Here is a 24,547-nt window from a genome sequence, read left to right as displayed (position 1 = left end):
TATATATACTATAAAGAACTATTGTGAAAATAACAAAGATTTTTATGTACATGAAAAAATGAGGCTGCAATTAGCCTCATTTTTCTTATACCGTTAACTCCAAACCTTTCCTATAATATTCATTCATTACATCTTTTGGAACCATACTTCCACCCGTTCCCCACACAATATGAGTACCTTTTTTCACCTTCTCTGTTAACTGTTGCTTTTGTAAATACTCATCTTCTTTACATACTTTCACTGGCCCTATCATACCTGCTAGTGCAGAAGGCTCTAAACCAATATTCTCCGTATCAGCTAGTTCTTTTAACAATCTATATAACTCTTCATCACTTACTGTGTAATTCCCACTCAAAAATGGTTCCATCGTTTTACCGACAAATCCAGATGGCCTTCCTACCGCAAGTCCATCCGCATCTGTTACATTATCAATTCCGATATCTTGAACGGCAATTTTGTCATGAAGGCCTGTCATTAAGCCGAGTAACATACAAGGAGAGTGTGTTGGCTCTGCAAAGAAACAATGAACGTTGTCTTTATACAATAACTTTAAACCGAATGCTACTCCACCAGGTCCTCCTCCTACTCCGCACGGAAGGTAAACAAATAAAGGGTGATCTTCATCTACTACAACCTCTAACTCTTCTAATTGCTTTTGTAATCGTGATGCAGCTACTGCGTATCCTAAAAATAGATCATGTGAGTTTTCATCGTCTACAAAATAACAGCTAGGATCCGCATCCGCCTGTCGTCTTCCTTCTTCTACTGCTTTGCTATAATCATCTTCATATTCAATAACGTTTACACCTTTACTTCTTAATAAACTTTTCTTCCATTCTTTTGCGTCTGCTGACATATGAACGGTTACATTAAAACCTAGATTCGCACTCATAATTCCTATGCTAAGTCCTAAATTCCCTGTAGAACCTACCGCAATTGAATACTTCGAGAAAAACTCTCTACATGTATCACTATCTAAAATGGAATAATCATCTTCTTCTGTTAACATTCCGTGCTGCAATGCTAGTTGCTCAGCATGTTTCAACACTTCATAAATGCCGCCTCTAGCTTTAATTGATCCTGATATCGGGAGATGACTATCACATTTTAATAATAATTCTCCTAAAATAGGTTGCTTGTAATTTGTCTCTAAAGCTTTTTTCATAGAAGATATTTTCACTAAAGGTGATTCGATTATGCCGTTCGTCCCTTTCGTTTCAGGAAAAACTTTCGCAATATATGGCGCAAAACGCTTTAATCTCTCTTCCGCATCTTTTACATTCTCTTCATTCAATGGTGTACCTTTTATTGCTGTTTCATACTTTTCTATGTTTGGATTTATCCAAAATACTTCTTCTGTTGCGATTAATTTCTTTAATAGTGGATATTCCTCTTTTAATTTCTCTATTTCCTTCATTTCTCTTCCTCCTCATCACCTTGTAGCTTACGATTTAATAAATTATAATTAAATTAATTTTAATATAGTTTAACACAAATCATTCAATTAAGTTAATTTTAATTTAATTTTTTTAAATATAATTTAATAATTATTAAGGAGATTTTCATTATGGAAAATATAGATATCGGTAAAAAAATTGAAAAACAAAGAAAAGAAAAAGGTTTAACTAGTAAAGAACTAGCAAAGATGGCTGATATTACACCATCTATGTTAAGTCAAATTGAGCGCGGGTCCGCTAACCCTTCTATTCAAACATTAAAAGTGCTTGCTAAAGCTCTTGATGTGCCAACATTTAGCTTTTTACTTGAAGATACAAATACAGACGATTTAATTGTACGTTCCCATAAACGAAAGAAAATGATTATCGATAATTTATCATATGAAATGCTTTCACCTGATTTCACTGGAAATTTAGCAACAGCAATTATGACTATCCCGCCTAATACAGCTTCATCAGAAAATGTGCTAGAACATAAAGGAGAAGAATTGGCATTTATCTTAGATGGGAAAATCACATTATATTTAAATGAGGAAGAATACGTATTAGAAACTGGCGACAGTGTAAAGATACCTGCTTATTTAAAGCATAAATGGGTGAATCATTTTAAAAAAAACGCGATAGTCTTATTTTCTGTTACTCCGCCGATTTTTTAATGTATAAATGAAAACAGGTTACTTCTTATGAACTACACCTCCAATTGTTAGACTGTGTCTAACAATTGGAGGTGTAGTTTTTTTATAACTAAATTTACTTCAGAAAACAAAATGAATGCAGCAATACATTATCAAGATGGAAGTGAGAGTATAAAAGATATTGCGAAATCATTGAGAGCGAATCACGACGTGGTTCGAATATGTATAAAACAATTTGAATATCATGGAATCCGAGCATTTGAAAAAGGCTATACAACGTATTTTGTACAGTATAAACTAGGCTTACTAAATTATATGTTCGAAAATGGGACGTCTCCAAACGAAACGGCAGTTATTTTTAATATTTCTTCATCTGGACTTATTAGAAAATGGCGTATTCAGCTACGTCAAAAAGGAGTAGACGCCCTTAAATCTAAGAAAAAGGGCGTCAGTCTATGACTAAGGACAATCAAAAATCAATTAAGAAAGAAACAAACACAAACAGAAGAGTCAGTAGAAGCATTACAAGCTGAATTGGAGCGTTTGCGTATGGAGAATGCTTATTTAAAAAAGTTCAACGAATTGTGAAAAAGTTAGGTTTAAAGAGCCTAGTTCGTATGAAAAAATATCGCTCTTATAAAGGGAAAGTAGGTAAGATTACGCCAAATATTTTAGAACGTAACTTTAAGGCTAAAAAGCCAAACGAAAAATGAGTTACAGACATAACAGAATTTAAATTATGCGGCGAGAAGCTCTACTTATCACCGATGTTAGATCTATTTAATTGAGAGATAATCGCTTATACAATTGATTCAAGACCAACCTATTCACTTGTATCAAAGATGTTACGATAATGCGATTATTGAAAGTTTCTTTGGTATTATGAAATCTGAATTTCTTTATCTAAAAGATTTTGAAAGCATAGAACATTTTAAATAAGAATTTGAAAAATATATCGATTATTATAATCACAAACGAATTAAGGCAAAATTAAAAGGCATGAGCCCGGTACAATATCGAACTCATGCCCTAAAAGCTGCCTAATGAAACGACTTGTCAAACTTTCTGGGGTCAGTTCAACTTTTAACGAACCCATACCACTAGTACTCAAAAATTCTTTTCTCTTAACTTTGATATCCCCTTATTTACCGGACATTTTACTTTCACTTCCCAGTGTCCATGTACCGTAACTCTTACCTGAGGATTAAACATTTTGATTTCATCTACACTAAAGATAATGCTTTTCTCCTCAAAATTTTTTTCCTTAGTGTTTACTTTCCCTATGACTTCATTCTGCCAAAACACTTCTAATGAAGCCTCACTTTTAGGATCTCCCAAGTATTTATATACAACTTCAACTTCCCCTGTACGTTCAATTAGTTGAAAAAAACAATTTTTCATATCTATGGGACTATTAAGAACAATATTAGTCCCACAGATATACGGCTTAAATATTGAGCCATCAAGTTCTGTAAGACAATTGACTTTATGATACCAATTTCCTATATAATCATTCTTAATGACTATTTTATTTGGGTTATACCTGGGATCATAATAAAATATTATATCATGTGGACTATTAAAAACTACTCCATGCACGCGTGTATGAGTTTGTCCTATTGGTGTAGTAAGATCGTTAATCCAAAACACTTTAAATACAGAATCTACCCGCCTGCTTTGGTAGGTATTGATAATGATATAACCTGATTTATTTAAAGGTAATTCATGATAAATTTCTGGAACCGACGTATATAATCTTTCACCACATCCATAGGGTTTTGCAACAGTTCCATCTCCGTCATCAATAATGAATATACCCCCTTCTACCTCTAAATCCATTAAATCTGTCTCCATTGCACAAAAAAATGTACCATCTTCAAAAAAGAACATTACATGATAGAGTTTTTCTACTTCATAATGCCCTGTAAATCCTTTTACAAACTCTCCATCATATTTCAATTCCTTAGTAGGTGGATATATTATACCTTTTAGCCCCTTATATGCCCCTTCTTTAACCAGTGCTATTTTCCCAATATTAGGATCTCGGGGATCTAATTTTGGTCTAGGAGCATTAATAGTACTAATACTATTACGCGTATTTTCACTTATAACAAAATCAGACAATCTTTTATCCTCCCACAACATGTAGTTCTATTGATTCATCATTTAATACAGTGCGGTCCACAGCAATAACCATCCCCTCACCAACTTCAATCATAATGGATTTTTCAGTGATGTCTTTTAAACCACCAATATATGCATTTTCTTTACATGTAAGCATAATAGCTTTTCCAATTTGATCTCCTAATCCACAAATCGGATGAGATTTCCAATTACTCTTCATATCATCACCTCTAAACTATTCAAGTTGTAATACCCGCTTTATAATCGCTATTTATAATCAAACCCAAACTACGCAAGAATATAAACAATTAAAGCTTTCCATTATTAAAAAACTGCGTGTTTATTGGATTTTATTTAATAGTATTATAGGTAAATTGAATTATTTTTTATCTGAATGTAGAATTATTTTTTATTTCCTTAAAATTCCCCCTCAACTTTTTCAGCATATAAAACGATACTTATAATAGAAAGAGGTGTTTTAATTGTATAAAACGATGCCAAATTCAAAAGAAAGAGAATTTATATACAATAGCTCATACAACAAAGGGCATATAAGCATTCCTAGCATGGTAGCTCACTGTATTGGCCTAAGCACTCACGCAAAATTGGTGTATTCTAACATTTTGAATTACATTTATAAAAAAGGAGAATTTGCATTCCCAAGTATTTATAGATTGTCTATATCTTGCTCCTGCTCAATAAATACAATTATTCGTTATATTAATGAATTAGTTGAAAAAGGATTTATAAAAAAAGAGGTCCCAGGTCGTGGAAAAAGTAATCGATACTACATAATAGAATGTGATAAAATTCCACTCCTAAAAGTATCAGAAATGATATGGGAAGTAATAGATACACTTGCAAAAAAATATGGTTGGAAGGATATTATGAAATGTAAGAATTCAATATTGTCTTTTCTTAATCAAAATAAATATTCATTACATCATATGGAGATTCAGCAAAATACAATAAATCACTTAAATGCTTTATTCCTTCATGTTTTAGAGAAAAAAGAATTAAATATTGAAGTATTGACTAGTAATTTTATATTTAAAAATCAATCTATTATATAACAGTTTTAAAATTACAAAATCATATAAATAATTTATAAGCATAATGGGTGGTGTGAATATTGAATGAACCTTATGTTACTTGTACACAATGTGTCGTTAGAGATTGGTGCCAACGTAGAAATGGTACTACTCCCCTGCCACAGGATTATACAATGAATCCTGAGTGTGGCGGTTATATCTTACTTAATCAAGCTTTAAAGCTTTCTCAAATTCCTTTAGAATATCAAAATGCAAATAAAAGAAATTTCTTAATCGACACGGATAACAGAATGTACAAAGACTACATTATAGATACTTTTAATTCAATAGAGGAAATTGTTAAGAATGGAAATAATCTCGCTTTTATACATCCACAAAAAGGAACTGGTAAATCATATACTGCTATAGCCTTTGCAATGGAATATATATTTAAATCAGTAATGAATCCTTCTTTATTTAATTTTGAGTCTCCGCTTGTACTCTATATTAAGTATGGTTCATGGGCAAATGATCTACGGCAAATTTATCAATTAAATGATGAAGATTTCACACAAAAAGTTTTACAACAAGTAAAACTCATGAAGACGGTTCCCCTACTAATACTTGATGATATAGGAAATGGGAGATTTACAAATTATATTAAGGATTTTACTTATGATATAATTGATTTTCGTAAAGAAAACAAAAAATCAACATTTTTCACTTCTAATCTTACACTCCAACAATTAGAACAAGAGAATTGTCTTGGGGATATTATTACATCTCGTATGTTATATAATACTGTTGTATATCAATTAGGAGGTCGTGATAGAAGACAAGAAAAAAGTTATATTCTGAAGCCAATTATATAAAGATCTCGTCATGTAACGGGGTCTTTCTAGAATCCATTTAACAATAATATGATAAATATGTAAAAATAGTATTACAATTAATATATTTCCATAGTATACTAATTTACATGATTAAATTTTCAGCTTATGAATTGAGTAGAAATGCATTAAATCCTTATATATAAATACCTGTAAAACAAAAGAAGTTAATCAGAACATAATAAAGCAGCAATATCTGTTTTGGATAGTAAGATGCTTTATTCCATTAGGGTTCTGGTTTAATCTTCTATTCTTTTACGCCCCAAAAACGAACATAAGTTCTTTTATTTTTCGGTAAAAATAGAACATACGTTTTATTTTAAAGCATAAAAGAACATAAGTTCTAATTTTTCACCCTAAAAACGAACATAAGTTCTGCGTTTTGTTATTAAAAAAATCGCAACTATTTCCATTATTACATCGATTATTATGTCGAGATTAGATGAAAAGGAGTTTATATTATGCCATCCATTGAAGAATTACAACTATTAAACCATATATTAAAAAACAGAGATTGGTCTTCAATTGATGAAAATGGCCTTGATGAAGAACATTTTCCTATACATAAAGATATTTTTAATTACATTAAAAGTTTCAAAAAATTACAAAAACAACTTCCAACAATAGAAACCGTAATGAATATATTTGAAGAATTTGAAATGGTCGAATTAGAAAAAATAGAATTTGTAGTAGATGCTCTGAAAGAAGATTGGCTACATAGAAAATTCAAGCCCTTTCTTCAAAAAGCAGCAAACCTTGTCGCTGAAAAGAAAACTGTAGAAGCTATTTTAGATATTAAATTAAATGCCACGAATATGTTAAAACTTGCGAATATTGACAACAAAGGATACTCATATACTGGAATGGCGGATACACGTAAGAGTAAATACTTATCAATTCATGGTAGAGATGAAAATGAAATTTTAGGAGCGACTACAGGCTTTAAAACATTAGATTTAGTAACTAATGGATTAGTAAGTGATGGGCAAGAAACTGATTATTTTCTTGTTTTCGCACCATCTAATATGGGCAAAACATTAATATCCTCATTTATGTTAATGTCCGCTTGGAATAGTAATATCGAGTGGGATTTCCCTGCCTACTTTGCTTTAGAACAACGTGCCGAAGAAATTGCCCGAAATTGGGATCATGTCCTGGCTGGTGTATCAAATTTAGGCATACAACGTGGTACTATGTCAGCTGAACAAAAAGACCGTTATATCTTCTTTTTAGATCAACTAAGGAAAAAGCAAAAAGATATGGTCATCTATGATATTCAAAAAAATGGTGGTCGCCCCTATACAGTTACTGAAATACAACGCGTCCTTGAGTCTGAAGGACATACTCGCTTTGTTTTAGATCAACTATCCAAAGTACGTTTAAATAGCTCCAATAATAATTTTGGGGATTTAAGACAAAGATTATTTGATATATCAGCAGCAGTACGTGAAATGATTTTAGGAACAGGAATTCCAGGTTATGTAGTAGCACAAGCTAACAGAGAGTCCGCTAAAAGAATAAAAAAAAGTCAAAATGATAGCACGATGACTGGTGAAGATATCGGGGAAACTTATGCAATTTTCCAAGATGCTAGCAAAGGTATATCTATTATCAAAATAAATGAAAATACCTTTAAAGTACAGGTTATAAAAAATCGTGGCAATGCTAGTGGTCAAAGTTTCATTGTGCGATATAACTTTGATACCGGACTGATTAGTACCATAAACAATCAGTATGAAAAACAGTTCTTCTAGTCTTAATAATGGAGATGAAAATACATGCAAAAAGCAAAAAATGTAGAAATTCTCGAAAATACATCACTTGATATACCAAGTCTAATAGATGATTTGCGTTTTAAGTATCAGTATTCCCTTAGATATCAAAGTAACCATGCAGCATTTTCAAAGAAAAATGATAACGGCAATTATATAATGTGTTGCTGTCCGAATCATACAGAAACAAGACCATCATTTGGTATTTCTAAAACCCCTCCCTATCACACACACTGTTTCTGTTGTGGATACTTAGGAACCATAGATTGTGTAATTGAAACCGCTTTTGTTTTAGAACGAGGCAACGGATTAAAAGCCCTATTATCAAATTACTATTTTGAAGACAATCGTAAACCTTTAGACATTACAAAAATCTTAGCTACAAGAAAAAAATGTATAAAAGCAAATACATTATCTGAAGAAACACTCAAAAAATTGGATGAGGAAAAATTTAAAAATCAAGGAATTTACAATGTAGCAATGTCCTATTTAATTAATCAGCGTGGAATAAACATGAAGACTTTAGATACTTACGAAATAAAAATAGATGTCAGAAATAAATGTATCGTATTTCCGCAACGTACTCGAAACGGGGATCTTCGCTTTTTACAAAAACGAAAAATTGGAAGCAATTATAACGGTTCAAAATTTATCAACGAAGGATTACCAAACAAAAAAGATATTTTATTTGGACTTCATTTAATTAATCAATTACGAACATCAGCCAATCGAATTAAAAGAGTTCGTATCGTAGAATCTCCTATAGATGCAATGAGTAACTATCAAGTAGGTATTCCTGCTGTTGCAATTAACGGGAAATTATTATTTAAAAACCAAATACGCGAATTACATCTAGCAGGTATAGAGATAGTTGATCTATTTTTTGACAATGACAAAGCTGGAAAAGATGCAACACAAAAAGCAACAAAACACTTAATACAGGAGGGATTCACGGTCAATCATACTCTTTATCCACCCCAATTCACTGAAGATTCAAAAATCGACTCCAATGACTTACTTAAGATGGGGTTACTAGATAAATTAAATACAAATTCAATTAGTTTACTAAGCAGTAAATTTTAATTCATTCAAATAAAGGGGATTTATATAATGAACACAGCAACTATAAACTTTCAAGATTTAATAATGGAAATACTAAACTCTGAATCTATAGCTAAAATTTTTAATTTTGAATTATTTAAGGTGAGAAATCAAGATAAAGAAGATGTGAAACAAGATTGTATCTTGCGTATAATGAAATCTCTTCAACAAACAACAGTTCCATCTGAAAAGCTACCTTCATTCTGTCAAACAATTATTAAAAGAACCGTGGTTGATTATTATCGTTATACAAATAGAATGGTAGAACAAAATTCGACTTCAGTATTTTATTGTGATGGATTTATTGAAGACGATTCTAGTGAAAACAATTGCCCTACATTTTGCCAAGAGTCTTACGAACAAGGATATGAATTCTCAATTGTTAAAGCAGATTTTGAAATACATAGAAACAAATTTACTCCGACTGAACAACATGTCATAGAATACATGCTATATGACGGCTTAGGAGTCTGTATGAATTTAGCTGAAATCGCAAACGAACTTAAAATTAATAAATCGCACTCAACAAGAGCATTAAAGAAATTGCGTAGCATTTATTGTTGTTAATATACTTAGTTCCCTACTACCTCAAACAACAATCACCTAAAAATATTGTAAAACAATTAAGAACATTTTGTAAACAAAAGTAACTTTTATTTTCATTATAAATTCCGCAACTATTTAATTAGTTATTACGATAACTATTAATCAGTCTAGTATATACAACTAGTATACAACATCGACAATAATTTTCAAAGGCGTTTATCTGTTTCTTATTAGATTTCAGCCCTCTTTTATATATAACCATTCATTACATGAACTTTATTGGAAAATAATTAAGCTTAATTATTGATTTGTTACTATTAAGTATTGACTAGATTCATAACTTACAGTCTGCATTTAAAAACTTAAGTTCTGTTTATTTATATAAACAGAATAAACAAAGTTAATTTAAATAAACCTTTATATCGATATATAACAATTGAATGAAGTTATATATCCTGTCAATTTAAGGAGGAAATAAAGTATGACGACAATAAAAGGATTAGATGCAATTTTAAAAGTGGGAAACACCTTTCTTACGTTTAAAGATAAAAAACCACTTACACTTTTATTTATCGATTGGTATGAAAATCTGGTTGGTATTCGCGAGCATTATGAACCTACCTTAAAACCCAAATATATACGTTGTCCAGGGACAGATGTGTGCCCCCTTTGTCACGTTAATCCTGGTAAATATCCGAATTTGAAGATTAAATTACGTGTATATGATCCATTAGATAATAAGATTAAGCTAGTCTCTTTAGCGAAAACTCACATTCAAAAATTACACACAGACTTTAATCTTTACGTGATTGATCCTACAAAAGATTTTGTCACTATCTCTAGAAGTGGGACAGGTGCTAATGATACCACTTATTCAGCTAAACCATACCATTATACTTCAGTGGATGAAGAACCTATATTAAAGAAGCCAGACTTTAATGAAATTGAAATGCTTGATATATCAACATATATAACTTCTCATAGTCCTGATGAAATCCAAGAATTTATGAATGCAGCCTCAACAATATACAATTTACAGCAAGCACAGTTTCAATGTAGTTCCCCTACTCTTTCATTAACTACTGAAGGTTTTGATGAAAAAGAACAATTGAGAACTACTAATCATAAATTACCGTTTTAGAAAACGGTATGGAATTTTAATTTCTATTATTAAATATAGAAAGGGACGATTATGTCGTCCCTTTTTGAAGTAAGGAGTTGTAAATTTTGTTTTTTAAATCAAATGAATCCAATCAGGACATTTTTACACTATTAAATAAGCGCGAAGTAAAAGAAAGCACGCAAAAAACTCGTACAAAAAAAAATGAGAAAAAAAAGATTACGATAAAACAAAATCAATATGTTCACGGAATTAATAATTCAGTAAAACTACCTTTAAATTACTACTTAATACATACCCCTGAACAATTTAAAGAATTCATTACCAAGTATAAGGTGTATAAAACCTTACATTCACAAGCTTATACATTTATTGATACGAAATCCACTGGTTCGAATCCTTTTAAAGACTCAATCATCTCAATTACGATTGGATTTATGGATAACAGTTTTTTTTATATACCTATTAAGCCTTTTAAACATCGATTATCACAGAATATCTCTACATTAAGTCTAGAATACACGATGAAAAAACTCTCACCACTATTAGAGAAAGATACCTTATTAATACTTAGTAACAGTAAGCAACACATTCATGCTCTATATAATTGGTGTAATTTTGACATTACATATAATATCTTTTGGGATACTGAGATAGCTGCAAACCTATTAAATGAGAACCATCCAAAAGGTGTAAAAGAATGGTATAAAGAATATGTATTACCCCGTCTTATTTCAAAAGGAACCATTTTAAATACCATGGATAGTAAAAAATATATGTTTGAAAAGACACTCTATGATCAGCTACAACACCATGTAGCTACCTACTTCGCTTGCTATGATATTTTTATGCTAAAGTCTGTATTCGAGTATCAGAAAAGGATTTTTGAAAACCCTAAATTTAATCTTGTTCATATATATAAATTATTTAGAGAAATAGAGATGCCTTTAATAGCTGTACTTACTACCGCTGAAAGAAAAGGTATTAAAATTAATGAAGAATTTCTAAGCAATGATGTAAAACAAATACTCCAAGCGAAATTACAATCCGTAAAAAAAGAAATCTTGAATCACCTAGGTTCTACTATCACATTAAATAATTGTATGCACCCACCTAAGCAACAAAATAAATATAATAGCGTAAATAAATTAACAAGCACTTTGTTTAATATAAATTCTCCAGCCCATTTGGCCCAAAAACTTTATATTGATAACGCTATTCTAAAACCTATCATGGAATATGACAAAGGTTGCAAAAGTTTGATTTCCAAGCTAAAAACTGATAGAAAAACGCTGATACGTAATCTATCAATGCATCCTGTAATTCCTCTAATTCTAGAATATCGTCGCTTAGTGAAATTAATAAGTTCTTTTTGCAACTCCCTACCCAAAGAACAACAAGGTACTATCGATAATAAAATTCATCCTATCTATAACTCTGTAGGAACTAAAACAGGCCGTATGAGTTGCTCGTCACCAAACCTAAAGTTGTGGGCTGCATAAAGGTAACTTTATGTGTAAGCAGATCGTTAATTCAGGGAAAGCTAAGGGTAATTACCTATGTCAATCCTGAGCCAAGTCTAATAGGGATATTAGAAAGGTGCAGAGACTACTTAAATTAACCTAGAACAGGTGAAATAAGCACGAAAGCGATCCACCCTTCTACAACAGGGTGATGATATAGTCCGATACTCTTTGAAAAAAGAGAGCAAGGATAAAGAGCCTTGCATTACTACAATGACAACAAGTACCAAGTAAAGCTGATTTTATACGTATGGCCTTTAGAGCAGAAAGAGGTAGATTATTCACCAGTATTGACTTCAGTTTACAAAACGTTGGCTGAAGTCGTTAATCTAAACCTACTCAAAACAGGGAACGCCCTCATGTAACGGTGGAGCGAATCCTGTGCTTCTAGTGACAAGAAGTGCAACGACTGCTTGTTAATTATCATCTTGATTCATAGTTAACAAAATAATGAGTCGTCTATCAACCAAAATTGATAAATCCATCGAACTCATTTATACGGTAGGCTATGGGCTTAGTGGTCACAAAATTTGCCCATTATTTGCAGGAATGCAACAGAAGGTATAGTCTAATCCGGCTCCTTTAAGGAGTGTTCAAATACCATGAAAATGGCGGTATACATACAACAAGAATTACGTTGGCTCGCAATAGTAACACAAGAACCGGTTCTAATTGAAGCTTTTAAGAAAGGTTTAGATGTACATAGTCAAATCACTTGCCAAATTAAGGGGTTTACTTATAACTTGTTTGAGGATATTCGAAATTATAAAAGAGAAACATTAAAAGAGACTCAGCATCATATACAACAGCTTATAAATAAATGGTCAGATACCCCAGAATGTCTATATATCTTGAAGATATATAATATGAAGGAACTAAACAGTACTACCATTCCTTCTCTGGCAAATGCTTTTGAATCGCTTAGAAAAGAAATGAAAAGCATTGTATTCGGTAAAGGGATTGCCGAATTAAAATCTCACTCAAAACAGGGAAACCTAAGTGTATAAGCATATGGTAATCCTGTGCCAAAGCGTTCATATGAATGGCAGGTGCAGAGACTTATAGCGTTCCGCGGTTATATAAACAACCAATCTAACGAGTTCGCTTAATGTGAGAAGTAACTTGAAATAGTTGCTAAGGTATAGTCCACTCCCTTAGGAAACTAAGGGGTTTAAGTGACCTTATATGGTATAACAGAAATCGGTTTATCTGATCAATTAAATATTACAAAAGCAGCAGCTACTTCGTTAATTAATCAATTTAAAAAACAATTACCCAACTTTTTAAGATGGGAATCTGAAACACATAGAGAAGTTTTAACTAATGGTTATGTAAAAGATTTGTTTGGTAGAAAAAGACGTTTTAAAGAAACAATTTTAAAAGCTACCTCTTCTTCCACCTTTAAGAACAAAAATTCAGATTGGAGATTAGAGAAAATAAAACGGCAAAGTTGTAACTTTAAAATACAAGGAACTTCTGCGACACAAGTAAAAAAAGCCATGGTAAATTTATTTTATCCCACCCGGCCAGATGGTACAAAATGCTTAGATAGAGATGAATGGCTACAGGAGAATTACAAATCTATACTTGAAGAGCATGATATACACATCGTATTACAGATACATGATGAATTAATTTTTGATGTACCACAAGATGTTTCCCAAGACGTTTTAAAAGAAATTTCAAACATTATGCTAAATGCCATTCCTTCTACCCATTTAGGAGTGACATTCCATTCGGATATTCATACCTCTCCATATTGGGGTGGTACATTTTCAATCGAGGAAATTAAAGAGTTTTCTAATAGTGATTTAGATCTGAACAGATTATTTCATCAACAATTTAAACAGAAAATAAACACCTTCCTGAATTCAACGTTTTAGGTGAATTTAATAGAAAATGAATTAAACATTATAATTGCCACTTTGATTAAATGAGATAATAAAAAAACGTACACTTCTGTACGTTTTTTTATCTTTTTAGTTCCTAATTATCTATACAAAAAATTGAAATACCATTTCAACTTCTGCCTCATTTGTATATTCAACCCTAGGCATGGTGCTCGGATTACCATCAATAGCTAACGATAACGGTGCAATACTAACCATTGGTGTAGGTGTTGTTAATAAAACCTTACATGCAGTTACCCATTCTATGCCATATTTCTGACGCGCCGAATCATTTAATTTCACATCAATTCTAGAAATATTTCCAAAGTTCGTTACTGACTCCCCTGTTTGCCTATTGAACCCTTTAATCGCAATACCATTACGTAACGAGTCATACGATACAATATACTTCTCTGATGCAATTGTAAGGATTTTATACGGCATTGCGCTCTTAACAAATTCAAATACATTTGGTCGTTTGTCGGGCTTTCTAGTACTCATCTCAAATACGCTAATTAATTCAATATCTTTAAGTGATAATTGTCTCTTTTTACCTCCGCAATTGCTTGCTGTATCATATGGTACAGGAGCTATATCATGAGATAATTCACCTGGAATATCAATACAATTAAAGCATCTTTCAATAGATTCTATAATTGTAACAAAGTTTAATAATTCAAAATCTATATTTGTACGTTCTAATTCATATAATTTTTGTTCAAGCATCTCTAATTCTATTTCCAAACGACATTTTGTAATAGAGGAACAATCTGAACTAGCTATATCATCTCTCATACGCTGCATAGCATCTTCAATAGCTAAGATTTCCTCATACAAATCTCCAAATCTAATTGTCATTATCACTTCCTCCTCACTTTTTTTTCGGAGCCTTAGTAGGATCTAATGTCCAAGTGATCCAATCGCTTACATCTTTTAAAGAGCTTACATGGAAGTACTCTCTACACTGTCTAAAGAAAGGAATGATAGGACTATTCCAATTCCCTGGCCCTATTTTCCCAGGTCCTTTTCTTCCTGGAAGAACTGTATATATAGTTTTCATAGGCACTAACGCATAACGATTAAATACTTTAAGGCTATTTAGCTTCCCGTCAACCTGATCGTATGTAACTTCTTTATACAGGCGATGTGAAGGTTCGCTACTGCCCTCTAACTTTTGTCTATCATCTGATACAAGAATAAGAGAATTCTCTACGGGTTTACCATTTATTACACTTTTATCTATCACTTGATCAATCGAATGATAAATTGCAGACATACCAGATTCAGGGAAATCCGATCCTCGATTAAATGTTAGCGTACTAATATCAGAAAATGCTTGTGCTAATCCTTGTACATCTACACTTTTATTCAGTAGAACTCTCCAAAAGTTCGGCCTATTCTTTCCTGCTCTGTCTGTAGGATCAGCATAGGCTACTAATGATACTTTACATGGGATTTTAGCAGCTTTAGCATAACGCTCGATTTCATTTGCTGTGGCAACTAATAAGTTTCTAACACGACCTCCAGGTTCAAGTCCCCCTCCTTCAAACATGGATTCAGAAATATCCACAACGAAAATAATATTAACCCCTGTGACTGTAACAGGTGGTACCCATGGATCTGGTTTTGGATAAGGTAAAACTTGTGGTTTTCGTGCATAAGAAGGTCTCACGCACTCCCTTATACATTCCCTGATTTTATACATTAATGTATCCAAGTTTTCACCAGATTCAAGTCCTGATTCCATAATTACTTCACGTATAGCTTCTAATTCATCTACATATTGCCGTAAAGCATCTACTGAGTATGGATGGCTATGTGCCATACCCTTACGCAAATCTTTAATCATTTTATCTATTTCTTTAACATATCTCATAATACTTTTGAGTTTAGGCATATCGATTGTAACCTCCTAACCAAATATAGTAAGCCCATTATAGGAAAAGGTGTGTCAAATGACACACCTTTGTGGTATTACCTTTTCAAGTTTCTTCTCAATTTAAGGCATCTTTTTCTAATACTTCCTCTTCAGCCTCCATTTGGCTTGCTAATTTACTAGCCTCAATAAACTCCTGAATTTCTTGCTTAGGAGTAAATCCAACTTTTTTTTCAATATTTTTACCATCTTTCATAAACAGAAGCGTTGGAATCGTACTAACTTCACACAATTTAGTGATATCTAAAAATTGATCAGCGTTAACTTGAATAAATTTAATATCGTCAATTTCTTTTGACAATTCCTTAATATCCTGTGTAATCATTTTACAGGGGCCACACCAAGTAGTATAAAAATAAACTAAAACAAACCCTTCTACTATCTTTTCTTTAAATTCTTCAACTGTATTAATTTCAAACATTTTATTCCTACCTCCTGTAAAGTATTTATAAGGAAGGACGCTAATAAATCCTTTATACTGTATATAAATATAAAACAATTATATATTTGCATACATTTATGTCTACTTAATTTCCCCCACAGCCGCATCCAACCTTACGAGCTACCGTATATGTATTACCGTCATTCCACTCTTGAGAAATATTTAATGCATTACGAGCAGAACTAGCCCAAACTTCTTTTTCTACATATTTTCCTTCTGCATCATGACCAGAAACCATATATTTTCGCTTGCCTAACAAATTAACCCTCTCCTTAATTACTTTTATAGAAATTACCTAAATGCTCAAAGCGAGGAACTTTTACTCCGCATACCTCAATATCCGCCATAAAAGTACTCTGAGGTTCAATCCAAGTATTTCCTTTAGCATCTTCATAAATTACCATTTCTTCATCAGTTCCTGTTTGTTTTCCCTTACCAGTAACGAGATAAATTCCACCCTTATAATATCTATAGATTTTAACTTTTTTATTATCCATATCTCCTCAACCTAAATATAATCCTCATATAAATTTATTTAATAATTTCCTTCATTTCTTTTAACCAATTTACTAAAACCATTTCTATTTCCTGCAAACGTCTTATAGAAGTACTTTCAATCATTCTTTTAGATGCTTTATTGCAAATATAGAGACGTTCTTTTTCAATATCAAATACCAAAGAAAGATGGTAATCTTGTAAACCAAGTGAAGTGGAATCATATCTTACCATTCGTTTAATGGAATGCTCGATATGTATCTCCTTTAACTTACTAGCGAGGTTTTCTCTATGCTTTTTCCACTGATCCGTTGTAAATGTATTTAATAGCATATTAAATTATCACCAACCTTAAAATCATATCCTCTAAATCTCATTTATTAACTACACTAAAATTGCTGAATCATAGTCCCCTGATACAATATAATTAATCCCTGAATCATTATGAATTTTAATTATAATCACTTCGTTAATTTGATGATTTATAAACGATCCATAAGGTACCTCAATATCTTTCATTGCATCAATAACATTTTGAATCTCTTTATTCTTAACTTTCATTGCATTTTCTATTTTGCTGCTACTATTAGAAAAATGTAATGGATACTGTAAGTTTTGCTCCGTTACATTTTTTACATTTAGTTGTTTCACTAAATATTCCACATAATCTTCTGCTTTTTTAAGCCGATTCTCCATATTACGATAGTTCTTTTCCAGCTCGGCAATATAAAGATTTCTACTCATATCTGCTTCATTATTAGAATTTGATTCAGAAGCATTCTTAGCCTTTTTATTCAATTTACTTTTTTCCTCATTGTTATCTCTTACTTGCAAATGTTGTACCCCAAGCAAATCTACATGTTTCAAGGTATTATTTTCACCTTGGTCTAACTCTTTTTTTATTGCCTTTTGCAAGTAATTAAACCATTGGACTAACCATGTGTTATCAATGTGACCATGAATAATTTTGTTTTGTTCTTCCATAGAAAAATCCATGTCACAAATTCTAGCAAGTCCGGAATTAATATCGATACTAATGGACAAATTTTCGCCACTTTGAATTAACTGTACTAATCGACTAATTTTCTTAGATAATTCCATATCGTTTACCTCTCCTATTTCGTACTGGTATTATAGTAGTCGATATATATATCAATTTAGTTGCGAGTTTTTTCTATATCTAATTTAAATATTAAATTTGCTATAATACCTGTACTTCCTTATGAAAAATAATGTACTATGTTTCTACATTCACATTAAAAAATCTTAAGTAGTCGGTAATTCATCTGATGGTTTATATTGAAATGCATTAGATTTTTCAGACTCTTTACCCTCTAAATTAATTGCCGTCATTTCAATTACAGATACTTTATCATTAAAAATGTTATGATCTAATTTAGCAGGTGAATGCTCAACACCTGTTAAAACTAATACATCATTTACAAAAATGTTATAACTCTCACTATCAGGTGACGTACTATAATCAAATCTAACTTCTACTCCGCTTTCCATATTATCCACAGAAGTAATAGCTGGTGGTTCAGGAGCTTCATTTCCTACGACTGTAATTGGTACAAATACTTCATGCACCCCATTTGTAATGACTATATCTGTTGTTCCTCCGCTAAGGCCTGTTACAATTCCTTCAGGGCTCACCTTTGCTATATATTTATCTTTGACAGAATAAGTAGTGCCTGTACTCGCCCAATATACATAAATTAACCAGTTATCACCAACTTCTTCTTTACCATCTGTTTGGAAAGTAACCCCTAAATAGTCACCTTTTAAATTTACAATTCGATATTCATTTCGTTTATTCGTTGCTATAACTTGTAACCCTTGTGTTTCTCTATCATCACCCACACCAAAACCATTGGTAGTCTTTACAATTTCAACTGTTCGTTCTTCAAATTTATAATTACTAATGTCTACCGCTGTAATTAAACCTTTATTATTATATAAATTATCTATATCTTTAAATAACATAGCCGGACGAAGTTCAGCTGTAACATTCTTTGTAATCCCATCACTAGTTAATGCTTCTACATTCAACTGAACTTGATCACCAGTGTTGAGATTTAAATGCTTGTGGGAAACCATTAGAAAAGCTGTTGATGATAAAGGCTCGAATTCTGTATTAAGAAAAGCATCCACCTTCTTCTGGTACTTCTTTAGAGAGTCCTCTAAAACTAACTTTGCTTCTCTATAGGAAGTCTCAATTAATGCAGAACTTACCTCATCTCTCTTTTGCTCTAAAGTGCCTAACTTAGTTAAAATTTCTTTTGCCCTCATATTTCATCCTCCCTCTTGTATCGCATTCATTATAAGGATTTACAAAATTTTTTATTTAATTTTTTGTAGAATAATTCTAGCCTTTTGTATAGTCATATTGTTTAACTTCCCAAAAGGAAAGTTCTCTATATTCAAATATATATTTTTTGAATGATGCTGCCTTATTCATTGTTATTTTTTAAATGCAGGATGTTCTTGAATACTTCTTGTTGCTTTAGATTCATCTTCATTCAACTCAGTTGTATCTAGAGAGAGATCTTTAGCTAAGCTAACTAACATGGTCATATATTCAACTTCTGCAAAGGATATGATAGAATTTTCACCTTTAGCATTTTTACGAATTATAGTAGTACCATTTTCTTGCCATTCCTTAAACTTACTTTGAAAAAAAACATCTGCTTCCTCTAAGCTAAGACCTTCAGTTAATTCTTGTGTCTCACTCTTTAACTTTTTTACTAATTTATCCTCCAACCAATCAACTTTCTTTGAATTTCCACTTTTAAAATAAAAGACCGCAGAAATATTAAATTTATTTATTTTCATATTTAAATACCTCCTAGATTATAATCTTTCATCTACACCTGATCTTACTCTAAATCTTCAATAGGTTAATTAGTTTGATATGGAATTTATCCCATACAGTTATATATTTATAGTCGTTTTACTTTACTAGAATGTTGCGAACTTATTTCCTAATAATTAAGAACGAGCCAATATCATGAGAAGCATCTATAGGTATTGATATAGTTCCTTTAATATGAGAGTTACTTGATTTGCGAATTGAAATACTTCCCTCTAATCGCGATGCACTTGCTACATAAATAGAACTTTTTATCTCTTCAAACATACTCATTCTAATAATAGCTGTTCCACTAAGAGTATACCTTCCATACTGTCTTGTTAACATTGTAGACAGTATTTGTGACATATCAGGGTATACCACTAAAATATTGCTATGAATCTCCATAAATTTATAATAAGTACCATCTGCAAATGGTTCCGTATTTAATACTTTTCCAATTAATAAATCGTATGCTGAGCCGCCAATCAAATTAATATCATGATGTTTCTTTTTATCCATGTGCTCAAATACTAATACAGTACGATTATTAGAAAAATCATATACCCCACCTAATTTACAAAACACAGGAATGTTATTATCTTGAAAGATAGTTGTAATCATTTCAGGAAGTTCACTTTCAAATTGCTCATGATAAGTTTTATATTCCCCTGTCTTTAATATGACATTGTATACTATTCCATCAATCTTAATTTCTAAGTTTTCATCTAAAATAGAAATAACATCCTCCAATTTTTTATCACAATATATTCTATATCCATGTGGAGTCAATGCCACTTTCTTCACCTCCTAAGAAAACCCAATTTTTAACAGCTTTATTACTCTTTAAAAAGTTTTCTTTGCTTTTAGTTTTGTTTAACTGAAATTTCGTTTGAATAAAACAGAATCATTACTCCTCCTTTTTCATAGTAGCTATCGAAATATCCCTAATAATAGTTGTTAGATTTTAAAAATCTAATATAAAAATAGTTTTTTCTAACCTCTAATTACATACTTACAAGTAGACTCCATCTGTTCACTTAATACATCTATATTTTCTTCCCGTTTTAGATCATTCTACTTTTTCCATCGCAACCTATTAACTTCTCATAACGACAGTTAGTATGCAGATTCAACAAATAGGAGGATTTAAAAATGACAAAAAACAAGTTACTAAAGACATTATATTTCAATCTAAATACTTTAAATTGGGACCCATACTTTGATTCATTACATCAACCTTATTTCTTAAAATTAACCAACAGTTTTTTCTTCGTTAATAGAGTTGGGGTGAATTAAAGTGCCTTCCCAAAGATATATTGACCTTAGAAAAGATAATTTACCTGACTTACATAACAATGTGTTATTGAAAGCTTGCCAAGAGGATCCTGATTTACTCTCTGAACTTTTATATGAAAATAAAGAATTTCTCTTCTCAATCATTGCTCACTATAAAGGAAGCATTGAATCCCTGAAAAACAAATTTAACGTGGATGAAGAAGAGTTACTTCAACATGCTTATATAGCTGTTATTACAGCAATTAGAGATTTTGATTTTAATAAAGGAATTAAGTTTACTACTTATATTTATCGGCCAATTATATGGGAAGTTAACCAATTACTCTATAATGATTCTAGACTTGTACGCTTAAGTCGAAGTGCAGTAGATCTACTCAAACAAATGGAGAAAGTTGAAAATGAACTAGGTTATTTTCCAAAAGCTGAAGAATTAGCAAAATTACTTGATGTTACTGTAGAGCGCATTGAAAATGTTCTTCGATTCGCTTCAGAATTAACCTCTTTAAATTCACTTGAAAGCTTTGAACCCGAGGATTACTCAATAGGTTATGAAAGTAAAGTAATGGATAAAATCTATGTAGAAAATCTACTTAAAAACTCCGATTTATCCGAATTTGAAACTCAAGTAATCAACCTTATTATGGATGGTAACAATAACTCACAGATAGCAAAAAAATTAAATGTCTATCCAATGACAGTTAATCGTGCTTTAAACCGTATAAAGAATAAATTAGATAACAACTTTGAGTCAAAACGATTGTCCAAATATGAAAGTGAAATAGGACTAATTGCAGAAGAAATGATCGAATTAAACTGTATAATGAATATAGAACAACTCAAAGATTTATTAGATGTATGTGGTTACAATATAAGCAAGTATAGCTCTCGAGTTTTATATTATATTCGTCAACAAGCTATAAGCCGCTTAGATCAAAACCTATCTGAATGCAATGATTGCTCGCAATAAAACTTAATTAAAAAAGTATATAACATTAATTTACAGAAGATTCAAACTATATAACTTCTTAAAAATCATTTTATTTATACATAAAAATAAGCAGATTCTTTAAATAAAGAATCCGCTTATTTATTAAATTTCTTGAATCCACATACCATAGTTAGGAAGAGCTAATTTTAATTTATTAAATGTTTCATCAACCCATGATTTAGTATTAAAATCTCCTACAATAATTCGATAATTATCATCCCCTAAATTTTCCTCCCACAAACCATAACCAGGTAGAATTTCTTTTACTCTATTCATTGTGGCATCCTTCCACTCAGACGTATTAAAGTCACCAAGGTAGATACGATAAAACGTTTTGTTCTCCTCTTCTCCCAAGAACCATTTAAGAGATTTGTCACCATTCAAACGGTTAACATCACAATTCCCAATTCCAGATACATACCCACCTGTTGTATTGTCTGCGTATTGCCATAAATCACAACTATATTTCGGCTTATTTCCATAGCGTGGAACCCATAAAAAATCAGCTTTTACATTACTTAACCCATATTTTTCATACATATGATGGCTTACATATAAACCAACTTTCCATCCTGCCGCTTTACATGTATCAATAAATGCTTGAGATGCTGCAGCTAATTTACTTGGTCCACAACTTGCGAGTGTATCATCTTCTACATCTAACACTAAGAATCTAGCATTTGGACTAACTCGTGCCATAAAATCTTTTGCTTCCACAATTGCATCATTAACACTTACATAACACCCATAAGCATATGCTGCATGCGGGACGCCATATGCTTCTAATTTTTGCACATGCTGATTATACAATTTATCACGTTTCAATGAACCATATTGCACACGACAAATAGCAAGATCTAGATTTTTCGCCGCCACAGCCCAATTAATATTATCATTCCATTTTGAAATATCAACAATATATCCCATACTTTAACCCCATCCCTTTTTAACGTAAAATATCAAATTTTTTCAAAAATCCATTTGCATAATTTGCTCCTCTACTTGCCAATAATCCTGCAGATATAATGGATATATATTTTCCATATCCATTCAAGTCAAAGAAGTTTAAATTAAAAGCAAATGCTAAAGAAATACCTACCAAAATAGATAACAGATACGTGAAACGATCTTGAATGGTTCTATTAGGTATCATGTTTTTTAGAATCTCTGTAAGAGATTCTGTTAGAATTGCTAAAATCACTAACAATGCTCCATTCTCTAGCATTGACTGTAAAAGGTCATTCATTTTCTATTCCTCCAATTTAAAATAGTGCATACCAAGTTTGCATACCAACTACACCATCAATAGATAAGAAACTAGAATTACGCTGATACTCTTTAACCTTTTCTTCTGTTTCCTTACCAAATATGCCATCAACACTCACTTTTAACGTTCTTTGAATCGCCTCTATATTCCGTCCCCTATCGCCTTGTTTTATAGGCTTCCCTGGATATGGTCGAACAGGAGGGCTTCTCATATACTCTTCTAGTTCTAAGTTGATGTAATTCTTGCCTAATTGAGGTGAACCTGGCTTGATTAAAATACTTTGTCCTTCATACAATGCATGGATGTCCAGTTCTGGATTTAATTTTTTTAAACAATCTGCTTTTATACCAAATTGTGTGGTTAAAGACTGAAGCGTATCAGTTGCACGTATTGTATATAACTTTCCCTTTTTGACCGATACCTGTTTAGCTATCATATTGGTTTCCTTTGTACAACTTTCAAACTCGTCTACTACATCCATAATGAATTGATTAAAGCTTTTACCTACAAATTCTAGTCCTTTAGTGGGATCACTTCTCAGCTTAGAATCTAGTACATCATGCCCTATAATATCTCGGCGAGGATTTAGTCCAAACTTATAACAAATATAAGCATGCAGCCAAATATAGCGCTTATACGAATCTACCTTATCAATTTTTTCACCGTAGCATAATTCCACTCCGATGGCAGAATTATTAGCACATGTATCATATAATGCATTACTAGTATTAACATCATAAATTACATGAAAGGCATATTCTGGTTCATGTGTCACAGCAGGTATACACTCAATAATTTGTTTATCATCTACGAGAAAATGTACCGCAGTATTTGATTGATTCTGTGTACGTTGATAATAATCTACACTTTCTCTTGCTGTTAAGTTTGGATGCTCTATATTATGCGCAACAATAAATTGAACATAAATGCGATTACCAGGACGCTTGGTTGATCCTTCATCCAGATAATCCGTTTCAATTTCAAATTTTTTCTTAAATCCCACATCAAGACCTCCTCATGCCTGAATAAAATGAAGAACATCAATCTCGTATTGCAACACTTGATTTGCATTATTATAAGGAGAATATTTTATGGTTTAACATTTACTTAGAATAATAAATATATTTAATATAAAAACAGATAGAGGTAGTCCTTGCCTTTGAAATAACTAATTATTCTGA

The 24,547-nt window shown here is 31.6% G+C and carries 27 protein-coding genes and 1 pseudogene; 12 read left to right on the top strand and 16 right to left on the bottom strand.

Features of this window, described 5'->3' with window-relative positions:
* Nucleotides 1–85 precede the first annotated feature (85 nt).
* A complete protein-coding gene (locus MR143_RS01975; protein ID WP_000658342.1) occupies nt 86–1,417 on the bottom strand; it encodes a D-serine ammonia-lyase in 1,332 nt (443 codons plus the stop codon).
* A 150-nt stretch (nt 1,418–1,567) separates the two neighbouring features.
* Here MR143_RS01975 and MR143_RS01970 point away from each other — a divergent pair, with 150 nt between their 5' ends.
* Together MR143_RS01970 and MR143_RS01965 are read left to right on the top strand one after the other, a co-directional pair.
* Nucleotides 1,568–2,113 (top strand): helix-turn-helix domain-containing protein, encoded by a 546-nt coding sequence (locus MR143_RS01970; protein WP_000427631.1) that lies wholly within the window; start codon nt 1,568–1,570, stop codon nt 2,111–2,113.
* A gap of 111 nt (nt 2,114–2,224) precedes the next feature.
* Nucleotides 2,225–3,136 (top strand): annotated as a pseudogene (locus MR143_RS01965) (IS3 family transposase).
* A 63-nt stretch (nt 3,137–3,199) separates the two neighbouring features.
* Here MR143_RS01965 and MR143_RS01960 read toward each other — a convergent pair.
* Nucleotides 3,200–4,216 carry a hypothetical protein gene (locus MR143_RS01960; RefSeq protein ID WP_001279431.1) on the bottom strand — a complete coding sequence of 339 codons (1,017 nt, stop codon included), beginning with the start codon at nt 4,214–4,216 and terminating at the stop codon, nt 3,200–3,202.
* A gap of 4 nt (nt 4,217–4,220) precedes the next feature.
* Entirely contained in the window at nt 4,221–4,436 is a 216-nt protein-coding gene (locus MR143_RS01955) for a hypothetical protein (RefSeq protein WP_000841663.1), read from the bottom strand.
* A 262-nt stretch (nt 4,437–4,698) separates the two neighbouring features.
* Here MR143_RS01955 and MR143_RS01950 point away from each other — a divergent pair, with 262 nt between their 5' ends.
* The 9 genes from MR143_RS01950 (at nt 4,699) to MR143_RS01910 (ending at nt 14,082) form a co-directional block, all read left to right on the top strand.
* Nucleotides 4,699–5,289: a helix-turn-helix domain-containing protein gene (locus tag MR143_RS01950; protein ID WP_000278596.1), complete on the top strand. Its 591-nt coding sequence runs from the start codon at nt 4,699–4,701 to the stop codon at nt 5,287–5,289.
* Between the two features lie 59 nt (nt 5,290–5,348).
* The gene (locus MR143_RS01945) at nt 5,349–6,119 is read left to right on the top strand and encodes an ATP-binding protein (RefSeq protein ID WP_001005179.1); all 771 of its coding nucleotides are present in this window, start codon (nt 5,349–5,351) and stop codon (nt 6,117–6,119) included.
* 479 nt (nt 6,120–6,598) lie between these two features.
* Nucleotides 6,599–7,891 carry a DnaB-like helicase C-terminal domain-containing protein gene (locus MR143_RS01940; RefSeq protein WP_001139156.1) on the top strand — a complete coding sequence of 431 codons (1,293 nt, stop codon included), beginning with the start codon at nt 6,599–6,601 and terminating at the stop codon, nt 7,889–7,891.
* 24 nt (nt 7,892–7,915) lie between these two features.
* Entirely contained in the window at nt 7,916–8,992 is a 1,077-nt protein-coding gene (locus MR143_RS01935; RefSeq protein ID WP_001167934.1) for a toprim domain-containing protein, read from the top strand.
* A gap of 27 nt (nt 8,993–9,019) precedes the next feature.
* A complete protein-coding gene (locus MR143_RS01930; protein WP_001090550.1) occupies nt 9,020–9,577 on the top strand; it encodes a sigma-70 family RNA polymerase sigma factor in 558 nt (185 codons plus the stop codon).
* A gap of 460 nt (nt 9,578–10,037) precedes the next feature.
* Nucleotides 10,038–10,697, top strand: a complete 660-nt coding sequence (locus tag MR143_RS01925) for a hypothetical protein (protein ID WP_000207533.1) — start codon at nt 10,038–10,040, stop codon at nt 10,695–10,697.
* An 86-nt stretch (nt 10,698–10,783) separates the two neighbouring features.
* Entirely contained in the window at nt 10,784–12,178 is a 1,395-nt protein-coding gene (locus MR143_RS01920) for a DNA polymerase (RefSeq protein WP_002083222.1), read from the top strand.
* A 623-nt stretch (nt 12,179–12,801) separates the two neighbouring features.
* Entirely contained in the window at nt 12,802–13,206 is a 405-nt protein-coding gene (locus MR143_RS01915; protein ID WP_000781409.1) for a hypothetical protein, read from the top strand.
* Between the two features lie 168 nt (nt 13,207–13,374).
* Nucleotides 13,375–14,082, top strand: a complete 708-nt coding sequence (locus tag MR143_RS01910; RefSeq protein WP_000177370.1) for a DNA polymerase — start codon at nt 13,375–13,377, stop codon at nt 14,080–14,082.
* Nucleotides 14,083–14,193: 111 nt separating this feature from the next.
* Here MR143_RS01910 and MR143_RS01905 read toward each other — a convergent pair whose 3' ends face one another.
* The 10 genes from MR143_RS01905 to MR143_RS01860 form a co-directional block, all read right to left on the bottom strand.
* Nucleotides 14,194–14,946 (bottom strand): hypothetical protein, encoded by a 753-nt coding sequence (locus MR143_RS01905; protein WP_000155451.1) that lies wholly within the window; start codon nt 14,944–14,946, stop codon nt 14,194–14,196.
* Nucleotides 14,947–14,959: 13 nt separating this feature from the next.
* On the bottom strand, nt 14,960–15,985 hold the full coding sequence (locus MR143_RS01900) for a vWA domain-containing protein (protein ID WP_001125260.1): 1,026 nt from the start codon (nt 15,983–15,985) through the stop codon (nt 14,960–14,962).
* A 97-nt stretch (nt 15,986–16,082) separates the two neighbouring features.
* Complete coding sequence (locus tag MR143_RS01895) at nt 16,083–16,445, bottom strand: thioredoxin family protein (RefSeq protein ID WP_000461692.1); 363 nt, start codon at nt 16,443–16,445, stop codon at nt 16,083–16,085.
* 106 nt (nt 16,446–16,551) lie between these two features.
* Entirely contained in the window at nt 16,552–16,725 is a 174-nt protein-coding gene (locus MR143_RS01890) for a hypothetical protein (RefSeq protein WP_000900867.1), read from the bottom strand.
* 13 nt (nt 16,726–16,738) lie between these two features.
* Nucleotides 16,739–16,963 (bottom strand): DUF1653 domain-containing protein, encoded by a 225-nt coding sequence (locus tag MR143_RS01885; protein ID WP_000369000.1) that lies wholly within the window; start codon nt 16,961–16,963, stop codon nt 16,739–16,741.
* A gap of 34 nt (nt 16,964–16,997) precedes the next feature.
* Entirely contained in the window at nt 16,998–17,294 is a 297-nt protein-coding gene (locus MR143_RS01880; protein ID WP_000926111.1) for a hypothetical protein, read from the bottom strand.
* 51 nt (nt 17,295–17,345) lie between these two features.
* Nucleotides 17,346–18,062 (bottom strand): hypothetical protein, encoded by a 717-nt coding sequence (locus MR143_RS01875; protein ID WP_000423568.1) that lies wholly within the window; start codon nt 18,060–18,062, stop codon nt 17,346–17,348.
* A gap of 165 nt (nt 18,063–18,227) precedes the next feature.
* Nucleotides 18,228–19,253, bottom strand: a complete 1,026-nt coding sequence (locus MR143_RS01870) for a hypothetical protein (protein ID WP_001201727.1) — start codon at nt 19,251–19,253, stop codon at nt 18,228–18,230.
* 171 nt (nt 19,254–19,424) lie between these two features.
* Nucleotides 19,425–19,796 (bottom strand): hypothetical protein, encoded by a 372-nt coding sequence (locus MR143_RS01865; RefSeq protein ID WP_000700195.1) that lies wholly within the window; start codon nt 19,794–19,796, stop codon nt 19,425–19,427.
* Between the two features lie 142 nt (nt 19,797–19,938).
* Nucleotides 19,939–20,610 carry a hypothetical protein gene (locus MR143_RS01860; RefSeq protein ID WP_001229378.1) on the bottom strand — a complete coding sequence of 224 codons (672 nt, stop codon included), beginning with the start codon at nt 20,608–20,610 and terminating at the stop codon, nt 19,939–19,941.
* Between the two features lie 502 nt (nt 20,611–21,112).
* On the opposite strand from MR143_RS01860, the gene MR143_RS01855 reads away from it, so the two are divergent.
* A complete protein-coding gene (locus MR143_RS01855; RefSeq protein ID WP_001140068.1) occupies nt 21,113–22,078 on the top strand; it encodes a sigma-70 family RNA polymerase sigma factor in 966 nt (321 codons plus the stop codon).
* A 123-nt stretch (nt 22,079–22,201) separates the two neighbouring features.
* On the opposite strand, the gene MR143_RS01850 is transcribed toward MR143_RS01855, so the two are convergent.
* From MR143_RS01850 to MR143_RS01840, 3 genes are read right to left on the bottom strand one after another with little or no spacing between them, the layout of a single operon-like run.
* Entirely contained in the window at nt 22,202–23,026 is an 825-nt protein-coding gene (locus MR143_RS01850; RefSeq protein ID WP_000540598.1) for a GH25 family lysozyme, read from the bottom strand.
* 19 nt (nt 23,027–23,045) lie between these two features.
* Complete coding sequence (locus MR143_RS01845; protein WP_000998964.1) at nt 23,046–23,345, bottom strand: hypothetical protein; 300 nt, start codon at nt 23,343–23,345, stop codon at nt 23,046–23,048.
* 16 nt (nt 23,346–23,361) lie between these two features.
* Nucleotides 23,362–24,369 (bottom strand): N-acetylmuramoyl-L-alanine amidase, encoded by a 1,008-nt coding sequence (locus MR143_RS01840; RefSeq protein WP_000505916.1) that lies wholly within the window; start codon nt 24,367–24,369, stop codon nt 23,362–23,364.
* Nucleotides 24,370–24,547 lie beyond the last annotated feature (178 nt).

This window comes from Bacillus cereus group sp. BfR-BA-01347, from assembly GCF_022663835.1.
GTDB classification, from domain to species: domain Bacteria; phylum Bacillota; class Bacilli; order Bacillales; family Bacillaceae_G; genus Bacillus_A; species Bacillus_A thuringiensis_K.
The sequence above is the reverse complement of the archived record's forward strand: the minus strand, read 5'-3'. Positions and strand labels throughout refer to the sequence as shown.